The following is an 18,805-nucleotide window of genomic DNA, read 5'->3' as shown; positions in this document are numbered from 1 at the left end:
TCGTGTGGCTTTTGCCTACACAGGGTTCTATTGTGAGGGCTTTTGTGCCCGACAAACCGATACAACGAAAAAAGAATATGGGATTTACAGACGAGATAGCCAGACGACGCACTTTTGCAATTATCAGTCACCCTGACGCAGGTAAGACAACTCTTACAGAGAAATTGTTGCTCTTTGGAGGGGCCATACATGTGGCTGGAGCCGTCAAAAGCAACAAAATAAAAAAGACGGCTACCAGTGACTGGATGGAGATAGAGAAACAGCGTGGTATATCGGTGGCTACCTCAGTGATGGGTTTTAACTATGCCGATCACAAGATCAATATCTTGGATACTCCCGGTCACCAGGATTTTGCCGAAGATACTTTCCGTACCCTTACTGCTGTAGATTCGGTGATTATTGTGGTAGACTGTGCCAAGGGGGTAGAGGTACAGACTCGTCGCCTTATGGAAGTTTGCCGTATGCGTAAGACTCCTGTGATGATCTTTGTAAATAAATTGGATAGAGAGGGGCAGGATGCTTTCGATTTGCTGGATGAATTGGAGGAAGAATTGCAAATAGCGGTTCGTCCACTCTCCTGGCCGATTGGCATTGGAAAAACCTTCAAAGGGGTTTATAATATGTACCGTTCGGAGCTGAATTTATTTAGACCGGATAAGCAACTTGTTACCGAACGTATCACTTTTGATTCCCTCGAAGATCCAGAACTGGATAAGCAAATATCTCCAGCTCTGGGACAAAAGCTTAGGGAGGATTTGGAGCTTTTGAGTGGCGTTTATCCGGAGTTTGATCTTGAGTCTTATTTGGCTGGAGAGTTGGCTCCTGTTTTTTTTGGATCTGCCCTCAATAACTTTGGTGTCAAAGAGTTGCTGGATTGCTTTATTGAAATAGCTCCTGCTCCACGTCCCGTTCAGGCTTTGGAGCGGACCGTGGAGCCTACTGAGAAAGACTTCTCCGGCTTTGTTTTCAAGATACACGCCAATATGGATCCCAATCATCGCTCTTGTATAGCTTTCGTGAAGGTTTGCTCTGGTCGCTTCGAACGCAATAGCTATTACAAGCACATGCGTCTGGACAAGCAATTGCGTTTTAGCAGCCCCACGGCGTTTATGGCACAGAAAAAAGAGATTTTGGATGAGGCTTATGCTGGAGACATTGTAGGCCTGCCCGATACGGGAAATTTCAAGATTGGCGATACTCTCACATCCGGTGAAAATCTGCACTTCCGAGGTTTGCCGAGTTTTTCACCCGAATTATTTAAGTATATAGAGAATGATGATCCCATGAAGCAGAAACAATTGCAAAAGGGGATTGATCAGCTGATGGGCGAAGGGGTAGCTCAGTTGTTTACAAACCAGTTCAATGGTCGAAAAATCATTGGTACGGTAGGGCAATTGCAATTTGAAGTCATACAATACCGATTGTTGCACGAATATGGTGCCAGTTGCAAGTGGCAGCCGCTTAGCCTATATAAGGCTTGTTGGATAGAGAGTGATAAGCCTCAGGCTTTGGAACAATTCAAGAAGCGCAAGGTACAATATATGGCATACGACATTGAGGGTAGGGATGTCTTCTTGGCAGACTCTGCCTATGTCTTGCAGATGGCCCGACAGGATTTCCCTGATATACGCTTCCACTTTACATCGGAGTTCTGAAAATATAGATCCAACTCCTTTTAGAAAACTGTTGCTCCAGCCGCAGATAGCAAGAGACCCTTCCGAGAATATGCTTAAAGGGAAAGCCCTTCGCAATCATTTTGAGATTGTGAAGGGCTTTCTTTTTCCCTACCCAGGAATATGGATTTACCCAGTCAGGAAATTGCTGTCACATCCTCAAGGGGAGCCATCTGCCCCCTCTGAGGATTGGAGCGGTTTTAGTTATTTACGACTATTTCATAATCACTGAAGTAGCCATCCAGATTCTTCACTGAGATGGTCTCGGCAGAAGCCACTTTGTTGGATTTGAAACTTCTGGAGAAACTTTGAGAATCAGGCATATGAGTAAAGAGACATTCGTAGAAGACCTTGCCTCCTTCTATTCCGAAAATCAATCCTTCAGGCTTGGAGGGATAGAAATTCTCTGTATAGAACCGAATGCGTATGGGCAGATAGGCCTGATGGAACTCTACCGGAAACTTGATATCTACCTTGAGCGATTCTCCCTGTCCTGCCTGAACATTGACATTTACACGGTGATTGACTGCTTGAGTGCTGTTGGCAGAAAACTCTCTATAGTCGAATTTTTTTCTGACATGGATCTTCACCAGACGCTTCAATTCCGGATTGTCATTTACAGAGATTACCAATTCTGATTTGAGAGCTTCGAAACCGGGTGTATTGAGCTGCATTGTCACTTTGCCCATGGCATCTACTTGAGCATTGCTTATCGCATTCCCGGAGTGATTCACCACGATGCGATCATTAGCTTTCACATTGCTATTTTGGTCGGGATAGTAGTCCACTTGGAAAGAGGCATTGGCTTCGCCATTGGTGAACAGGAATTCTGTCTTTTCGGCTTCCAACCGTCCTTTGCCATCGGAGAAAGATGGGTAGAGTTGTACTTCCTCGGAGAGACTGATATTGTTGGCTGCAGCTCCGTTGAGAGCTCCCTCCAGTGTATTGTAGCCCTCCGTCCACACTTCGTTGATCTTAACCTTGTAGAGATGGTTGCGTATTAGGTCATAGCGTTTCTTGTCTGCCGAGCGCACAAAGTCAATCTTGTAATACGAATCCTGTCCGCTTCCGTTGTATCTTGCCTTTACAATCAGGCAGGATATTTTTCGATTGGCCGGGCTGGCATTCTTTCTTTCATAACCATAGAGAGGAGTGCCGGGACTGACAAATGAGCTCTCGGTAAACGCCACACCTGCGGGCTCTGTGACTGTCCCTTCCGTAAATTCGCCTGTGTGGGGATCGAAGGGAGACAAAGTGCCTTTGTCCCACGTTTGATACAGAGCAAATGTTGCACCAGCAAGCTTCGGAGTATTGACTACGAGCTCGAACTTAACCTTATTTCTTAACAAAGCTATCGTACCCAAGTCTTGACCTGCCGTAACGGCCGGATATGTTTTGTGTGCCCACATGCGAATTTCTTCTCCTTGCACATTCAAGGCTGGTAGCATCTCCTTTTCATCCTTTCCAATCCAATTCTCGGGGTTGGTAAGCGTGTAGTTGGCAATGAAGTGTATGCTCCTGCTTTTGTCCGAGCGATTGATATTCACAGTGAAGCGATTGGTCGTTGCTTCTTTTTGGGCAACTGACCGCTGGAGGAATAACCCATTTTCATTGAATACCCACAGCTCCAGTGTATTGATAGTGTTTTCGTCCACTGCACGCATGGTGCTGAACTCCGGCATATCTACCGTAAAGGAAACCCTGGCATCATCCTCCGGCCCGAAAGACTCTCTTTCTTCGGACGAACATCCTACCCAAATGAGCGGTAGGAGAAGCATGTATATAAACTTTTTCATAGCAAATATTCCTTTGTCTTTAGAGGGGGGCTGTATTACATATTCTCTTTCACGTCTCTCACACAACGTACGTGAGCTTGATGAGTTGTAGCATTACCAGTCCCATTCCTTATTTTCGTGGTTGTTCCGGAAGCGTTCCAATAATACCTGCCAGTCATGATGGATTGTACAGCTCCTTGAGGAGTGTTTTGTAGTTTATCGACCAATTGGATTTCTGCATCCGTTGGTAAACGCCAATCGTCAAGAACCTTCCCTCCTCGTGTCTCTGTGTAGGAAGCACAAACGTGTAAGGCGTAAGAATTTTGTGGGGAGTCGTAATATACCAAATACCCGTTGTCATGAGTTTCCTTATACTTCATACGAACGGTGGCTCCCAGTTGGGAGGCCAACTCAAAGGAGGGAGAAATCATTTTCTTTGTAGCTTCGTCAGAAAGAGTTATGTGTGGATCTGTATGTTTTGGATCATAGGTGGGAGAGATTAGCCCCTTTTTCTTATAGAAAGTTTTGGTTTCCACTGGTGGAAATCCGAGTATCATCTCTCCAGAGGGGATGAGCGACACAATGTGGTATATGGCCTTGTTGTTCAAGTTGGGTGCCAAAGTACCATCGGGCCTCCAACTTGATTTTTCACCCCAGGTGAAGAGGATATACTCGGCCGGGAATTGTATTACCACAATCTTTTCCATCAAACCGGGGACTCCATTGAATACATGCACCTCAAATTTTTTGGGGACATTGTTCTTCGGTAGTTTACTCTTGATTTTAATCTTACTCCCATCGAATGATACTTCCGGATACATCTCATTTTCGGGAGGGATTGGATCATGGTGCTCTACTCCATTTTTATCCACGAAGGAATAGTGAGGATCTTGGATTACCGCTGTTATGGGTATTTTGGATGTGACATAGGAGACTTCGTACGTCTCGATCTTACTCATCGTCACATTGTGCTCAGCAACCAGCAGATATTCAGTAGCCGGCAATCCAAACTCATCCTCGTTTTTCTCCCACTCCTTTACTGATAGTTCTCCATGTATGGATACCGGCTCTTCTTCTGCGCTACCACCCAGTACCTCTATCTTGGTGTTGATTTCGTAGATACAGTTGCTTTTGAGCTTTTTGTCCGAAGCATCGATGGGGATAGTGTAGTAACTGTCTACCTCTTCACTCGGGTTGTTTTGTTTTTTGAATCGGGCGTGAATCTTTACCTCCGGCTTCAGGGAATTATCGTTGTCCCAAGAGGAGAAGTAAGAATAGTAGTGCGGTTTCCTTCCTACTGCTAATGGGCGGTATTCACTATCCTTGTACTCTGCTGTGTTAGGTACCTCTTCGGCATCAAGATAAGCCTTAGTAACGATATTGTGAGCCTTCGCTTCAAGAGAACCGTCTACCAGATCATATCCGTCCACCCCGATTGAGGTGAGATTTACACGCAGCTTGGAGGCCAGCCTTTTTACCTGCACTTCTCCGAGTACTTTCCCTTCGAGGGTAGACATATCAATGTTCTTGGCCGTTGAGCCATACATTACGAAATCGTTCAGGATGTTTGCCTCTATGCTTTTCTCTACGAGGAGATGTTTCAGATCATTCTCACTCTCAGGAATGGAAGCCGGTTCGATATTGACTAACAAATGGATGTTGAAAGTCTTACTTCCGTCGAACTTGCTTTGTACATCCTGTGGTACGGGTATCATGTAGCGGCTTTGCTCTGCATTGAACAGAGAAGTACAGTTGACATCCCATACGAGCTGGTGGGTTGCATTGTCGTAGACAGCGAGCTGGAGGGAGGATACTTTATTCTCATTTAGAGCATCATCTCCCGGCTCCGTACCGGCTCTGACAACGTTGTTCTCTCCGATCCGAATTTGCAGGCTGAGAGTCTCTATATTTTCTTGTCCCTTCCTTACCAGCTCTTCCTGATTACATCCCTGCCAAATCATTAGGAATGCTAGCACAAGTAAGTAAGAGAATGCGAATCTTGTCTTCATATCTAAAATCTTCATCTTTATATATAGTTACCTCTGGATGATAGAGATGCTCGCCGGGTTTGTATGTGCACCGTTAAGCACTTTGTTGCCTCCTACTGCGAATGACAAGGTTGTTCTGCGTACTCCGCCACCGGGGGCTTTGAGTGGAAGGATCTTAAGGGAATATTCGGTTTCTCCATCGGCATCTCCTTCTGAGACGAAGTCTCCCTCTTCTTTGAAGCCGAAGTCCAAACCGTTGGAGAGCGTTGCCTTCCAGCGAGAATGAGTGGCAGCCTTGATCTTGACTCTAAGTACCAGAGGTGAGCTTTGCGACACTTCTTGCTCTTCTGTGAGTGCACTCTCCGGATCTATCGACACAAGGTAGGGCTTTACAAAGTCGAAATTTACATCCTCCACATTCCACGGCAACACCTTCGTACTTAGCAGTAACACATTGGTTTCTCCCAACTTGCTTATTGTGGCAGAAACTTTGTAGTGATGGTTGCGCAGGATGGAATAGTGGTGATCTGCCGAGGTTGTCTCGTCGTTGATATAGGCTCTATAAGTGGTCGGGATACCGTTAAAGAGAGCTTTTACTTCCAGTCTGGAAGCTCTATCGGTTGTATCTGCTACAATGATCCCGGGGTTTTCGTACACGTATATGCAGCCGTTGTCCATCACACTTTGAAACTCTCCCGTGAGAGAAAGATGTGTGCCATTGTAGTTTTTCTCCCAATTCCAAAGCCCTAAAGCAGGATCATAGGCTCCCAATGGACTCGCAGCGAAGAGCGTCCCCGTCTTGGCGTTGCGCTGTATTGCCAATGAGGTGATTGCTACTTCGTCTGTGTTGCTGTTGGTTTCTTTCTTGATTTCAAGGGAGATCTTAGCCACAACACGTTGAAGAGTTACACTTATCGAGGAAGAATTGTCCTCGGCAATTGTTACTCCAGTTTGCTTGCCCGTCATCAAGAGAGGAATCTCTTGTGTTTGTGCTGTCTCTATGGGTTGAATTGCATTCAAATCGGAATAGAAGAGGACATCATCCAACTGTGGTGTGATAGCTGCGGGTTCGTTCGCTATCACGTAAATAGTGCGATCGCTGCCCACATGGGCTTTGATCGTCATAGTTTCGCTCAGCTCAGCCGCTTTGAAATGCTTTTGGACATCAAGTCCTGCAGGACTGAAGACCATAATCCTCAGACTTGTGATGCGAGCATCATCGGCAAAGAGTCCTCCTCCGTCTCTCAACTCTATCCCGGAAATACGGAGAGAGAGATTTCCTTCTTTGTCACTGCCTCCGATAGACGCTTCCTTGTTGCACGCAACTCCGATCCACAAAAATCCCAGAAGCAGGATCAGAGCAGAAATGCTGTATGTGAATGTATTCTTGATCATAGCGTATAAGAGGTGTTCCTCCTTAATAATTTAGTATTCAACAAATTGGTATACTTCATTCCATGGAGTAACAACTACCTCCACGCTTATATTAGCTCTCAGGTCAATGATGATGTTCAGCAATCGACCTACTTCGGGGAGAAATTCTTTCCCGTCCGAACCTTTTGAGAATGTGCGCTCCTTGTTCCCATTTACCATGAGATCCAGATTGAGCAATTTGTTTTCTGCCGTGGGGTAAATTCCCACTATGGGTGTTTCAAAGTTTCCATTGCTGTCCACATTTCCCGGGAGCTTATACTTGACAAGTTTTCCCATCAAGTCCGATACTAGCTTGTAGGTATCCGGTGTTTCCCCAATCACAGGTCCTGTGGTGGCCGGATCCGGTGCAGTCGTTTTGCCTGCCAGCCATCTTTCGTAGCCACGTATAAGCACATGTACTTGAGCTGTGCGCCTGCGAATATCCAGTGTTTTTCCCTCTGTTTCTTCTACATCTCCATACTCCACCTCTGTCTCCAGCGATCCGGAGAGAAGATCCGGAGCAGTCTCTGCCATGCCCCCTTCGGATGCGAGTTGGAAAGATATGTCTGCGATGCTCTTGACATCGTTTGTTTGCGACCACATACGGTCATTCGGGTTTGCCCATGCGACAAAAGTCAATTTCTTGGGACCAAAATATCGGATATATACAGGGGTGCGTGCAGCTATTTCTTCGCCGGAACGCTCGATACGTTCTACGAGTTTTCCGGACTCGTCAAAGACAAACAAGACGACACGCTGCACGTCCCCGGATTCGGTAATATCCCTCTCGTCAATATCAAGAGCTCTGATATATAACTGGAAAGGTCGAGGACAATCCGAGAGGTCCTCCTCAATACAACAACCAATAAAGCATCCCGATATCAGAAAAAACAATATCGGCATGATTAATTTCTTTGCGTCTGTCATAACGAATACGTGAATTTGGTTCGGTAGTTTGCAATGGCCTGTTATTGAGTCTTAGTCATAATCCGAGGCCTGCGTTTCCTACTCAGGTTAGTAGAGAGGGGGAGGGAGGAGATCCTCCCTCTTTCCCCTCTTGAGATTACATTCTAAATAGCTCCGCCAGTTCTCCAAGGGTGATTCCTATTCTCTTAATTCATAGATAGTTCCCTTGGATAGGCTTCGGTAAGAGATTACCAAACGACTTTCTGAGTCACTTCGTTCCAAGCCTGAACCTTACATGTAACACTCAGATTAGCATCTTTAGCTACAGGGTTTTCTGGAGTGTTTGTACCGGGACCATTGATATCTACTTCCATGAAGTACTTGTGGTTGCGTTCAACTCCCTTTTTCTCGCTGTTCCCTTCGATCTTGGTCGTCTTGCCAAGCTCTCTGTTGATTATAACAGGATAGAATGTTGTGTGATCTGTTTCTGAAACAATCCACTTCATTTCTGCAGCGATTTTAGCTTCTTCCGCACTCAGTTTATTTCCCTGTGCATTTTTTAAGGTGCCCTTGAAACAAAGGATAGTAGGATATTTAACATCCTCTTCTTTGTTTGACAGCAGATAGAAACCCGCTTTTTTCAGCAATTCATCAGTAGCCTCATTTACACCATAAGGCATTGAAAAAACCATTGTAAGGAAGTCCTTTACCTCGTATGTGGCAGGAGTATAGGTACCCGCAGGAACATTTTCGCCGAAGTAAAATCCAGCAGTTGCCAAAGTCAGATCTTCCCCAAAGATTTTGGACTCTTTCTTTGCTACAAGAGCCATTACGGTACTTAGTTCTACAGAGAATTTCTTCTTGAAAGCATCAGAGAATTCTGTATCCACCTTTTTTACTTTCACTGCAGCATGTACGTGGGCCAGATTAGCCTCAACATCATTCTCAGGATCGTTTCCCTCTTTCAAAACCTTTTTAACCTCTGCTGTCATCATCAAATGGTCTGCAGTTGCAGACGGAATTCCTCCTTCCAGATTGCATGTCAGATCCTTAGCTTCCTCCAAGGTGAGGTCTTCAAAGGCAAGTGTCCCCTTGTTGGCAACCACGAGGATGGTGTGCTCTCCTGTAGTACACTTGATGTCTTCTGCTTTCCATTCTGCCCCCACGAGCTGAGCCGCTTTGCAGGCTTCCTGGATTCCGGCTGCATTGTACACGAGCACTGTGGCGTCAGAAATTTTTTGCTCATTCGCCGGATCTTCTGCTACTGCGCGCATGGCCGGAGTAGCCTGAATTGTTACACTTACTGAAGCATCTTTTGCATCCGCAAGACCGTTGAAAGTCTCATTTTTGTTACAAGCCAACAACGCCAAAGCGGCCAATCCACTCAAGAAAAACTTTGTTGTTTTCATCTTCTTTTTGTTTTTAGTTGAACAATTAGTTAGTTATATTCTCTTTTTCTTTTACAAATACCTCCCGTGCGATGTCAGTCCTTTCGGACACCCTTTCAATGTTTCTCCGTTGTTATTTTCTCTGTACCGAAAATGTGACCTCGCAAAACGAGGCCTTTCCCTTTTTTGATTTCCTTATTTCCTTGTTTCTATCTGTTGGGGTGCAATGTCACCAACCCTGCCTTCTCTTTATCCAATAAGGATCGAAAATGCACAATTGAAACCTTTTACCAACCCCACGTCACCTCCTGCAGTAAAGAAGGTGTCTGCACACTTGTGTTTGGTTTTTACGTATTCCGATACTCTCTCTCGGAGATGCGATCACTCACTCGTTTATCCCTTCAATCTCCTTCTCTCATACGGAATACTACTGCAAATGTAGAGATATTTGGTATATATTCCAAGCCCTTTTTTGTTTTTTTGCCTCATATATTTACTTTCGAATGCAAGTTGTTAATACAAAGGATGTTAAGAAGTGAGGGTAGATAACAAAGAGTAATATTCCATACGATAAATAGAAGAGAGTGGTGTAAAAATAGCATTGAAAAAAGGTATTTGATGAAAAAGAAAATGCCTCGGCGTATGTATTACCCGTCAGTAGAACAAGAACCCGGCCGAGGTGGGCTCGGTAGGGTAGATTAGGTTATACAATATTCCTCGTACCTACTGTTTCCTATATATTATAATAAGGTGTAGTTGCTTCCACGCAATACATGCAATAGTCACAACTGGGTTGATACAATTTTCTATTTATTGGCGTATTAATTTGTATTTGTTTTGTGATTTATACGTAAACTTTTTGTCGCCTTTTTAGGGTCAAAAAGAGACTCATTTGGCCTTGTCTTTTCTCTCTTATTTGCTTCCTATGGGAGCCGTTTTTTTATGACACGGGAGAGAAAGAAAATTCTCTCCTGAGAGAAATTTTGCTAACGCAGGAGAGAATAAATTTTTTCACAGGAGAGAATTTTGACCCTCCCAGAATGCCGATGAATAGAGCATTTTGAGAAGTGGATTTCGAGAGTACGAAAGGGAGGATATTAGCTCGGAGATTTGGGCCTTTTTCTCTCGAATTTTCTCGTTTAGAGCCAAGATTGGATTTTACAAAACATGTCGGTTTTTGTCTCTGAAACAGTTCCTCAAAAAAGAAGTCGGGCACCCTATTGCCATAGCAAACAGGATGCCCGACTTCTGCAGGAGAGATGTTATGATTAGCGCATCAGCTTGATCACAGAGTGCCCTTCTATGTGCAGTAATACCGCGAGCCCTGCATGGGGAGCGGGGACGAAGAACTGCCCTTGTTGGGTCTTAGATCGTGTGAGCAACTCTCCACTAACTGTACAAGTCGTATAGTTGAGACCTGCAGCGAACCCCTCTACAAGCCACCCATCGGATACCTTGTATATTCTATAGTTGCTATGCTCAATGGTCTCTATCCTGGTGTCGATGCTACCTTTGATGTGCTTAAAAATCTTCCAACCATCTGCTTGGGAATATGCATCCACGGCATCGGGTTTTACGTGCAAGGTGGCTTCGTCTAAGAAAACAATATCGGAGAAAGCATCGGCCTCAATGTCGGCAGGCTTGCTGTCATAGGCAAAGACACGTTTGATACTCTGGCATTTCTCAAATGCTCCTTTCCCGATTGTGCAACCATCGGGGATATGGATCTCTTCAAGTAAGTTGCAGATACCGAACACCCCCTTTCCAAGGCTTTTGAGCGTAGGAATGTGTGGGAAGAGAAGCAATGAACGTCCATAGTAGAAAGCCGAATCTCCGACAGACTCCAATCCGGGACTAACATTCTCTTCGTATCCTACAGAAGCAAGAACAGGGTTGAATGCCAATGCTTGAGCTTCTATTTTACGCAAAGATGCCGGTAATTTTATCCCCTTCACAGCCGGATGATACGACAGAGCGAGACGACCGATCGTTTGCAGACCTTCTGGCAATTTGATTGCAGCTTCTTCACCCTCGATAGGACGAGTGGGGAAGAAGAGCAGAGTAGCTCCATCTTGTGTATAGAGAGCTCCATCTACCGATTTGAGAGCCGTATTGTCTATTGCCACGGTTACATTTTTCAGTAAGGGGCAGGTCGCGAAAGCTCCTGGCATGATACCAAGTGCAGAGGCAATGATTTGGTAGGTATCTCCCTCTCGTCCGGCCGGATAGGCTATCAGAAGAGTCTTTTCTTTGTTGTAGAGAACTCCGTCTTCTGCTGTGAAATGAGGATTCTCAGCCGGTACTTCGAACTGCCGTAGAGCTGTGGCATAGAGGAAAGCTTGTTCTCCTATATACTTCAGATCCTTGTTCAGCGTCAAGGAGGTCATTTTGTTAGCCCCTTCGAAAGCCTTGGCGTCTATGTGGGTCACCTCGCCGGGCAAGATAGCGGCACCCTCGGGGTTCCAGGAGATCAGGTGGCCTTTTTGGATCACGGGAGCATCCGGATCCGGTTCGCCACTTTGGCTGCACAGTACATTAACCTCTATATCACTGGAGAGACTCTCTACTACATAGGTAAGCTCTCTGTGTCCACTTACCGTTTCTGAATTGAGTTGCCATTCCTCAACCTTGTTTGCTCCGATAGGGTGGGCTGTAAAGATGATTTTACTGCCTTTGGGGAGGGCATCTCCTGATTCGAATGAAGAGCCATCTTGCAGAGCCGCTGTAAGGGTGCCGTTGTCAGTGTTGAAGGAGCTGAATTTGACGATGAAATGATCCGTCATTCGGTCGAAGTTTACCGCTATATCAAGCCCGTCTTCGGCTTTGCACTCATAGGTTGTTTTGCCATTTTGCCCCGATATTACTTCATAGCTTATTTGAGAGCCTTCACCGACTTCTTTCGACCAGTCTGTCACGCGATACCCTCTTCTGGGCGAAGCCGTGAACTTCAGATTGCTGTTCAGCGGCACCTTTTCTCCATAAGGGACATTGATGCCCCCATCTCGGGAGCAGGAGATCGTTCCCTGGCTGGGAGCCAAACTACGGTAGAAGATATAGCAACCTTCGTCTTTCTTGCGGAAAGTTACATTTAGATTGATGTCCTCTGTTACCGATGCGATCTCGTACATATTGTTCTCTACACTCGAGCTGATATCCGTGCCATTCAGAGTCCAGCTTGCTACATAGTAGTCGAAGAAAGGAATAGCCTTGAAAGTAATCGTTGAGCCGGTGGGCAAGGTCTGTCCCGACACCACAGCTACAGCCCCGGTTGTCCAGCTCTCTACTTTCCCTCCATCGGAGTTGAAAGAGTAAGTAATAGTTACGTTTGTTATAACCGAAGGAGCACCGACAATGATCTTTGTTTTTCTGAGTTCTTTGCTCAGTCGTGTTTTCACTTCTTCGGAAGCTACATACAGGGTTGTGCTTTCTTTGTCATTGAAAGCTCCGTTGAATCCCTTGAAATTGGGACTCAGATGTATGTCCATTACTCTCAAAGAGCCAACACCGTTCATGGTAATGAAGCTGTTGTTTTCTACCTCTTCGAGCTTTGGTACTATCAGCTCTGCCAGCGAGCTGCAGCCGTTGAGCGATTTGTCTCCTAAGACGGTAGCCTCCGGCAGGGTCACTTTTGTCAGTCGAGAACAGCCGAACATGGCCGACTCTCCAACTTTTTTGCATCGCCCATCGAGAGTCAGCTGTTCAATACCTCCCGCCACTGCAACTAATACACCGTCCGTTTTGCGGATCAGTGCATTTTCGGAGGTATAGAAACCTTCGGCTCCGGCCTCTATTTGCAGGTTTTTGAGCATTGTGCAGTTGGTAAATGGATTTGCACCAGTGCTGGCAAGCGATTTGCCCAGAGATACGTTCGTCATGGCCGAACAGTTGGCAAATGCTCGTTTCTCCAGTTTGGTGATCGCAGGGAGGGCCAAAGCCTCCAAAGAAGAACAGGCATCGAAAGCCTCTTCTGCAATTTCGGTCACTTTCGGAGCCATTATGCTCACAATGCCAGTACATCCCTTGAATGCATTTTTTCCGATTTTGACTACGTTCTTGAAGTCTATCGAAGTGATTGCTGTGTTGCTTATCGGATCGGTGTCTCCCCAGCCATCGGGATCGGGTTCGCCCGGTGTGTAGAAGCAGTTTTCTGCAATCTCGGTTACATCCTCGGGAATTGTAATACTCCCACTTGCGTCTGCCCAGGAAATCAATTTGCCGTTCTCTATCTTTTGGGCAAATACATTCGATAGCGGTAGTGCCTGCAATACAATTGCAAATACTACCCATTTGAAAATCCTTTTCATTTGCATTTTATTTCTTGTTTGAAAAGGAGGGGTCGGGACCCCTCTGCCAACGAAGGTACAAACCTTAATGAGACTGTTGCTCCTTGATCCCGAAATATGCATTATCCTTCTCTCTTATAAATTAGAGACAAAAATGTACCTTTGAGAGAAGTTATAATCGATTATCATTTCTCTAATTGTCATCATGCCTACACCAGAATTTCGATATCAAAAGCCATTTGAGATGGCTACAGACAAGACCGAGTATTATCTCCTGACGAACGAGTATGTCTCCGTCCGCCCCTTTGCCGGGAAGGATATGCTCTGTGTGGATCCTGAAGGATTACGTTTGCTGGCACGTCAGGCCTTTCATGATGTTTCTTTTTTTCTCAGGAAAGAGCATCAGAGACAAGTTGCTTCGATCCTTTCCGATCCCGAAGCCAGTGAAAACGATAAATTTGTTGCTCTTACTATGTTGCGCAATGCAGAAGTCTCTGCCAAGGGACAACTGCCGTTTTGTCAGGATACGGGTACAGCTATTGTCTTGGGCAAAAAGGGGCAGAACGTCTATACCGGAGGTGGAGATGAAGCTGCTATTTCGCATGGGATATACGATACTTATACGACAGATAACTTGCGCTATTCGCAGAATGCTCCCCTTGATATGTACCGAGAGGTCAATACGGGTTGTAACCTGCCTGCTCAGATAGATCTCATGGCAGTGGATGGCGAGGAATATAATTTTCTTTGCATTGCCAAGGGAGGAGGATCGGCGAATAAGACTTTCCTTTATCAGGAGACAAAGGCCCTGCTTAACCCGGATCGGTTGCTCCCTTTCCTCGTGGAAAAGATGGCCTCACTTGGCACGGCTGCCTGTCCTCCTTACCATATAGCCTTTGTGATTGGTGGCACCTCTGCCGAAGCGAACCTCAAAACCGTAAAGCTGGCTTCGGCCAAGTATTATGATGAGCTTCCCACCGAGGGTAATGCCTTAGGGAGAGCTTTTCGTGATGTGGAGCTGGAGCAAAAAGTGTTGGCCGCAGCTGCTAAACTTGGCTATGGAGCGCAGTTTGGAGGTAAATATTATGCTCATGATGTTCGGATTATCCGTTTGCCGAGGCATGGAGCCAGTTGCCCCGTGGGAATGGGAGTGAGCTGTTCGGCAGACCGTAACATCAAGGCTAAAATCAATCGGGAGGGGATATGGATCGAGAAGTTGGAGACCAACCCGGCAGCACTTATCCCGGAGGAATATAGACAGGGGATGGAAGGGCAGGTAGTGAAGATTGATCTCAACAGGCCGATGAGTGAAATTTTGGCCGAGCTGGATCGCTATCCTGTGTCTACTCGTCTTTCTCTCAGTGGTACCATTATTGTTGGTCGAGATATTGCTCATGCCAAGCTGAGAGAGCGTATAGAGCGAGGCGAAGGATTGCCGGACTACATCAAGAATCACCCAATTTATTATGCTGGTCCGGCCAAGACTCCCAAGGGGATGCCTTCCGGCTCTTTTGGCCCGACCACAGCAGGGCGCATGGACTCTTATGTAGATCTTTTCCAGTCTCACGGAGGCTCGATGATTATGATAGCCAAGGGAAATCGATCTGAGGTTGTCACAAATGCCTGTCATAAGTACGGAGGCTTCTATTTGGGGAGTATAGGCGGTCCGGCAGCTGTTTTGGCGGAAAACAGTATCCGAAAGGTGGAATGCCTCGAATATCCCGAATTGGGTATGGAGGCCATTTGGAAGATAGAGGTAAAAGATTTTCCTGCCTTTATCCTTGTGGATAACAAAGGGAATGATTTTTTCGCTGAGATCCGGAGCCGTTGTGCCAATTGTGCCATAGGAAGGTAGCTATCGGCAGACACAACCCTCTCTTGTCTCTATAAATACTGTAGATGAGGCCTACTTTTGGGCCGTATTTTATTCGGACAGAGAGGGAGGAGTCTCGCTTGTTACAACAGGAACGATGGATGAAGAATGGTGCCGGAAGGTATATGCGCAGATTAATTCTTCTACCTTTCTTTGCAAGGTTATTGCGTAATACGGCAGTCGCTGTGCTGTTCATTGACGTTCAGGTTTGGTCTCATACCCAAGTGCTTCCCTTACCTCGAGAGCATCAAAGCCCTGCGATTGCCATCATCCTGCAAAGCCCGGCAAGAAGCTGTTTGGGTAGTTTGGGAGAGTCTGTACAACGGTCTCTTCGTGTGATTTAGGTTTTTATTAAAAGATACACAGCTTATGATGAAAAGAAAGCTCATCAATCCGTTGTCACGGATTACGAAAAGAAAGCCCAATGCTACATTGATGCTCTTTGTCGCTGCTGTATTGGCAGTGATTGTGGCTAATAGCCCATGGAGTCGGTTTTATTATGAGTTGCTCAACTATCCCGTATTGTTGCAAATAGGCAACTACAGCGTTTTTTCGCATAATGGCGAGACCATGAGCTTGTTGGAGTTTGTAAATGATGCCCTGATGGCAATCTTCTTCTTTGTTGTCGGCTTGGAGATAAAGCAAGAGATGTTAGTCGGGGAGCTGAGTAGTTTTCGCAAAGCCGTCCTTCCCATTGTAGGGGCCTTCGGTGGTATGATTTTTCCGGTACTTTTTTACCTCTCCGTTTGTCATACAGGCGATGAGATACATGGAGCCGCTATTCCTATGGCTACGGATATTGCCTTTGCTTTGGCTGCTTTGGCTGCTTTGGGAGCACGAGTGCCTACCAGTCTCAAAGCATTCTTGACGGCCTTGGCCGTGGTGGATGACATAGGGGGTATCATCGTGATCGCTATCTTCTATTCGGGGCATATTTCCTTCCTGCTGTTGGGAGTAGCTTTGGCTATACTTGTATTGATGTTTGTATTGGGAAAAATGGGAGTGACACACAAGGCTTTCTATTATCTCTGTGGAATCGTCGTTTGGACTCTCTTTGTCGGTAGTGGCGTGCATGCTACTATTGCCGGCGTCTTGCTGGCTTTCACAATCCCGGCACACTCAAAAGTCAATATGCACAACCTTCGCTCAGAGATGCGAGTCCTATTCAACCTGATGCCTGATGGAGAACGCACCAATAGAGATGTTACTATGCTGAGTCGTGACCAGATCAGTATCATTTCTTCGATGAAAAAGAAGGCTGCCAAGGCTATCTCTCCGGTACAGGAAATGGAGTCGGACTTTTCTCCCTTCGTGAACTTCTTTGTTCTGCCACTGTTTGCTTTCGTCAATGCAGGGGTGGTACTCGGAGGCGTAACTGCAGAGGGAATGTTTGGAGTACCCTTGGCTATCGTACTGGGTTTGTTTGTCGGCAAGACTTTGGGGATATTCTCTTTCACAGCCCTTTTCATCAAATCCGGTCTCGGATGTATGCCTAAGGGAATGACTTATCACAACCTGCTTGCTCTTTCCATGCTTGGAGGTATCGGCTTTACTGTGGCTCTTTTCTTGGCTTCTCTGTCGTTTGGCGATGTCCATCCGGAGTTGTTCAACGAGGCTAAAATGGGTATCTTCTCTGGTTCGATTTTGTCGGGGATTTGTGGATACTTCTGGCTACGCTATGTCTTATCTAAGGAGCATAAAGCCGGGATAATATAGGGTTGGAATTTGTTTTTAGTAGGATTTTCAATGGACGAGGTTTTCGAGAACCTCCGATCAGGAGAAGTACATTGGTGTTTTTGTATTGAAGGTTAAATTTTTATAGTTAAGAATATGATTGAAAGGGTATTCACTAAGCTCTCCCTTATCTCTGCCGTGGCAATCATGCTGGCAGTTCCATTTTCTGCGTTGGCGCAAGAGAAAACTATCAAAAGGAAGGTCGCAATAGGTAGATTCTCTAACGAGACACAGTATTCCAAAGGGCTTTTCTACGACAAGGACAATGATCCCATGCGAAAACAGGCCTTGGATATTTTATCATCCAAACTCGCAGCCAGTGGGAAATTTGTCCTTTTGGAAAGAGATGATCTTGATGTCCTCGTGGCAGAGGCTGGAGAGGGGATGAACAAGATTGGTGCCGATTACATTATTCTTGGTTCGATAACGGAGTATGGTAGAAAGGTAGAAGGACAACAGAAGATTTTCTCCTCAACCAAGACTCAAACAGTGGAAGCGGGAGTAAGCGTTCGTCTTGTAGAAGTTGCAACAGGCCTGATTGTTTATTCTGATGAGGCCAAAGGATTTGCAGAGACCACCACTAAGCAGACCCTTGGTATTGGTGGCACTGCCGGCTTTGATGCTACGCTTAGTGATAAAGCAATTTCTGGAGCTCTCAGTCAATTGGTCGAAAACATTATCAATAAGTGCATGGATAAGCCGTGGAGGTCATATATCCTCTCTGTTGATGAAGGTTCTTATATCATTTCGGGTGGTATATCACAAGGATTGTCTGCCGGAGATGTCTTTAATGTTTATAAGAGAGGCCGAGTGGTTAAGAATCCTCAAAACGGACTCTCCGTTGAACTCCCTGGACAAAAAGTTGGTGTTGTTTCTGTGCTCTCTTCGTATGGCGAAACTCCAGAGACGGAAATTTCTTTCTGTTCTTATAAAGGGGGAGCTATAGATGTTGAGAATCTTGGTAAGTATTATATCTCAGACAAATAAGGATCGTATATGAAGAAATTTATTGTCGCAACTATTGTAGCTCTGTTGTTTACAGGCTGTGGAGTAGGTTCGTATTCCATTTCTTCGGGCAAGGCAGATGAGGGAATGCTCTCATTTGTCAGTGCTCGTAAAACACCTATAACCGTTACAGTTGATAATAAAACATTCAATGTTAGTACTGTCAAGGGCAAGGCCTGGCACAAGGACCGAAACATCAAGAAGACTGCCCGAAATACAATCTTCTTGACTCCCGGTCAACATGATGTCATTGTTGTCGCAAAAGGTTCCAAAGTTTATCACAAGAGAGTTTTCATTTCCACACAAGAACACAAAGTGATTGAGTTGTGAAACAATTGTTTATCTCTTTGCTGGCAGTAGTACTCCTTTCCTCTTGTGGTGTTACAAACTCCCTGTATTATTGGGGTGGAGTGCAAGGAGGAACGACTGTCTATGAACACTTGGCCTACCAGTCGTATGACAAACAGACTCCAAAGAGTATCTGTAATCTTATCACTGTGTATGAGAATATGGTGAAAAAGCCCGGAGGTGTTAGGCAAGTTCCTCCTCCCGGTATTTGCGCTGAATACGGGTATCTTCTTCTTCAACAGGAAACAGCTTCTATATTTCTCAACAATGCTACGGCATCTCAGAAACGCCTCTTTAAGACCGATGATTATGATGCTCTGTTTCAGGAAAGGGGTAGAGAGATGCTACAGAAGGAGATAGAGCTGTATCCGGAATCTGCAAAATTCATTGGACCATTGATCAAAAAACTTGTGAGATAA

Annotated in this window: 12 protein-coding genes; 6 read left to right on the top strand and 6 right to left on the bottom strand. The window is 45.6% G+C overall.

All coding sequences use genetic code 11. The annotated features are described in order from the left end of the window. Positions 1–77: 77 nt before the first annotated feature. Positions 78–1,655, top strand: a complete 1,578-nt coding sequence (locus tag B5D48_RS05730) for a peptide chain release factor 3 (RefSeq protein ID WP_036888517.1) — start codon at positions 78–80, stop codon at positions 1,653–1,655. Positions 1,656–1,873: 218 nt separating this feature from the next. Here B5D48_RS05730 and B5D48_RS05725 read toward each other — a convergent pair whose 3' ends face one another. From B5D48_RS05725 to B5D48_RS05695, 6 genes are all read right to left on the bottom strand, one after another. Further along, entirely contained in the window at positions 1,874–3,469 is a 1,596-nt protein-coding gene (locus B5D48_RS05725) for a hypothetical protein (protein WP_023935739.1), read from the bottom strand. A gap of 35 nt (positions 3,470–3,504) precedes the next feature. Then, on the bottom strand, positions 3,505–5,457 hold the full coding sequence (fimD, locus tag B5D48_RS05720) for a fimbrial tip adhesin FimD (RefSeq protein ID WP_042120084.1): 1,953 nt from the start codon (positions 5,455–5,457) through the stop codon (positions 3,505–3,507). Between the two features lie 27 nt (positions 5,458–5,484). After that, positions 5,485–6,831, bottom strand: a complete 1,347-nt coding sequence (locus B5D48_RS05715; protein ID WP_023935742.1) for a fimbrial protein — start codon at positions 6,829–6,831, stop codon at positions 5,485–5,487. 30 nt (positions 6,832–6,861) lie between these two features. After that, positions 6,862–7,752 (bottom strand): FimB/Mfa2 family fimbrial subunit, encoded by an 891-nt coding sequence (locus B5D48_RS05710; RefSeq protein ID WP_023935744.1) that lies wholly within the window; start codon positions 7,750–7,752, stop codon positions 6,862–6,864. Positions 7,753–8,003: 251 nt separating this feature from the next. After that, positions 8,004–9,164: a fimbrial protein gene (locus B5D48_RS05705; RefSeq protein WP_023935746.1), complete on the bottom strand. Its 1,161-nt coding sequence runs from the start codon at positions 9,162–9,164 to the stop codon at positions 8,004–8,006. Positions 9,165–10,411: 1,247 nt separating this feature from the next. Further along, positions 10,412–13,447 carry a leucine-rich repeat domain-containing protein gene (locus B5D48_RS05695; RefSeq protein ID WP_158441702.1) on the bottom strand — a complete coding sequence of 1,012 codons (3,036 nt, stop codon included), beginning with the start codon at positions 13,445–13,447 and terminating at the stop codon, positions 10,412–10,414. 184 nt (positions 13,448–13,631) lie between these two features. On the opposite strand from B5D48_RS05695, the gene B5D48_RS05690 reads away from it, so the two are divergent. The 5 genes from B5D48_RS05690 to B5D48_RS05665 all read left to right on the top strand — a co-directional run bounded on the left by B5D48_RS05690 (position 13,632) and on the right by B5D48_RS05665 (position 18,805). Further along, positions 13,632–15,281, top strand: a complete 1,650-nt coding sequence (locus B5D48_RS05690) for a fumarate hydratase (RefSeq protein WP_042120077.1) — start codon at positions 13,632–13,634, stop codon at positions 15,279–15,281. A gap of 387 nt (positions 15,282–15,668) precedes the next feature. Continuing rightward, a complete protein-coding gene (gene nhaA, locus B5D48_RS05680; protein WP_023935755.1) occupies positions 15,669–17,015 on the top strand; it encodes a Na+/H+ antiporter NhaA in 1,347 nt (448 codons plus the stop codon). A gap of 114 nt (positions 17,016–17,129) precedes the next feature. Then, positions 17,130–18,020 carry a CsgG/HfaB family protein gene (locus tag B5D48_RS05675; protein ID WP_023935757.1) on the top strand — a complete coding sequence of 297 codons (891 nt, stop codon included), beginning with the start codon at positions 17,130–17,132 and terminating at the stop codon, positions 18,018–18,020. A 9-nt stretch (positions 18,021–18,029) separates the two neighbouring features. Further along, a complete protein-coding gene (locus tag B5D48_RS05670; RefSeq protein WP_023935759.1) occupies positions 18,030–18,368 on the top strand; it encodes a hypothetical protein in 339 nt (112 codons plus the stop codon). After that, a complete protein-coding gene (locus B5D48_RS05665) occupies positions 18,365–18,805 on the top strand; it encodes a DUF4810 domain-containing protein (RefSeq protein WP_036888526.1) in 441 nt (146 codons plus the stop codon). The genes B5D48_RS05670 and B5D48_RS05665 overlap by 4 nt, the downstream gene beginning before the upstream one ends.

This window comes from Porphyromonas crevioricanis, from assembly GCF_900167225.1.
Classification (GTDB): domain Bacteria; phylum Bacteroidota; class Bacteroidia; order Bacteroidales; family Porphyromonadaceae; genus Porphyromonas; species Porphyromonas crevioricanis.
Note: the sequence above shows the minus strand (reverse complement) of the source record. Positions and strands in the feature narration are given on the sequence as shown.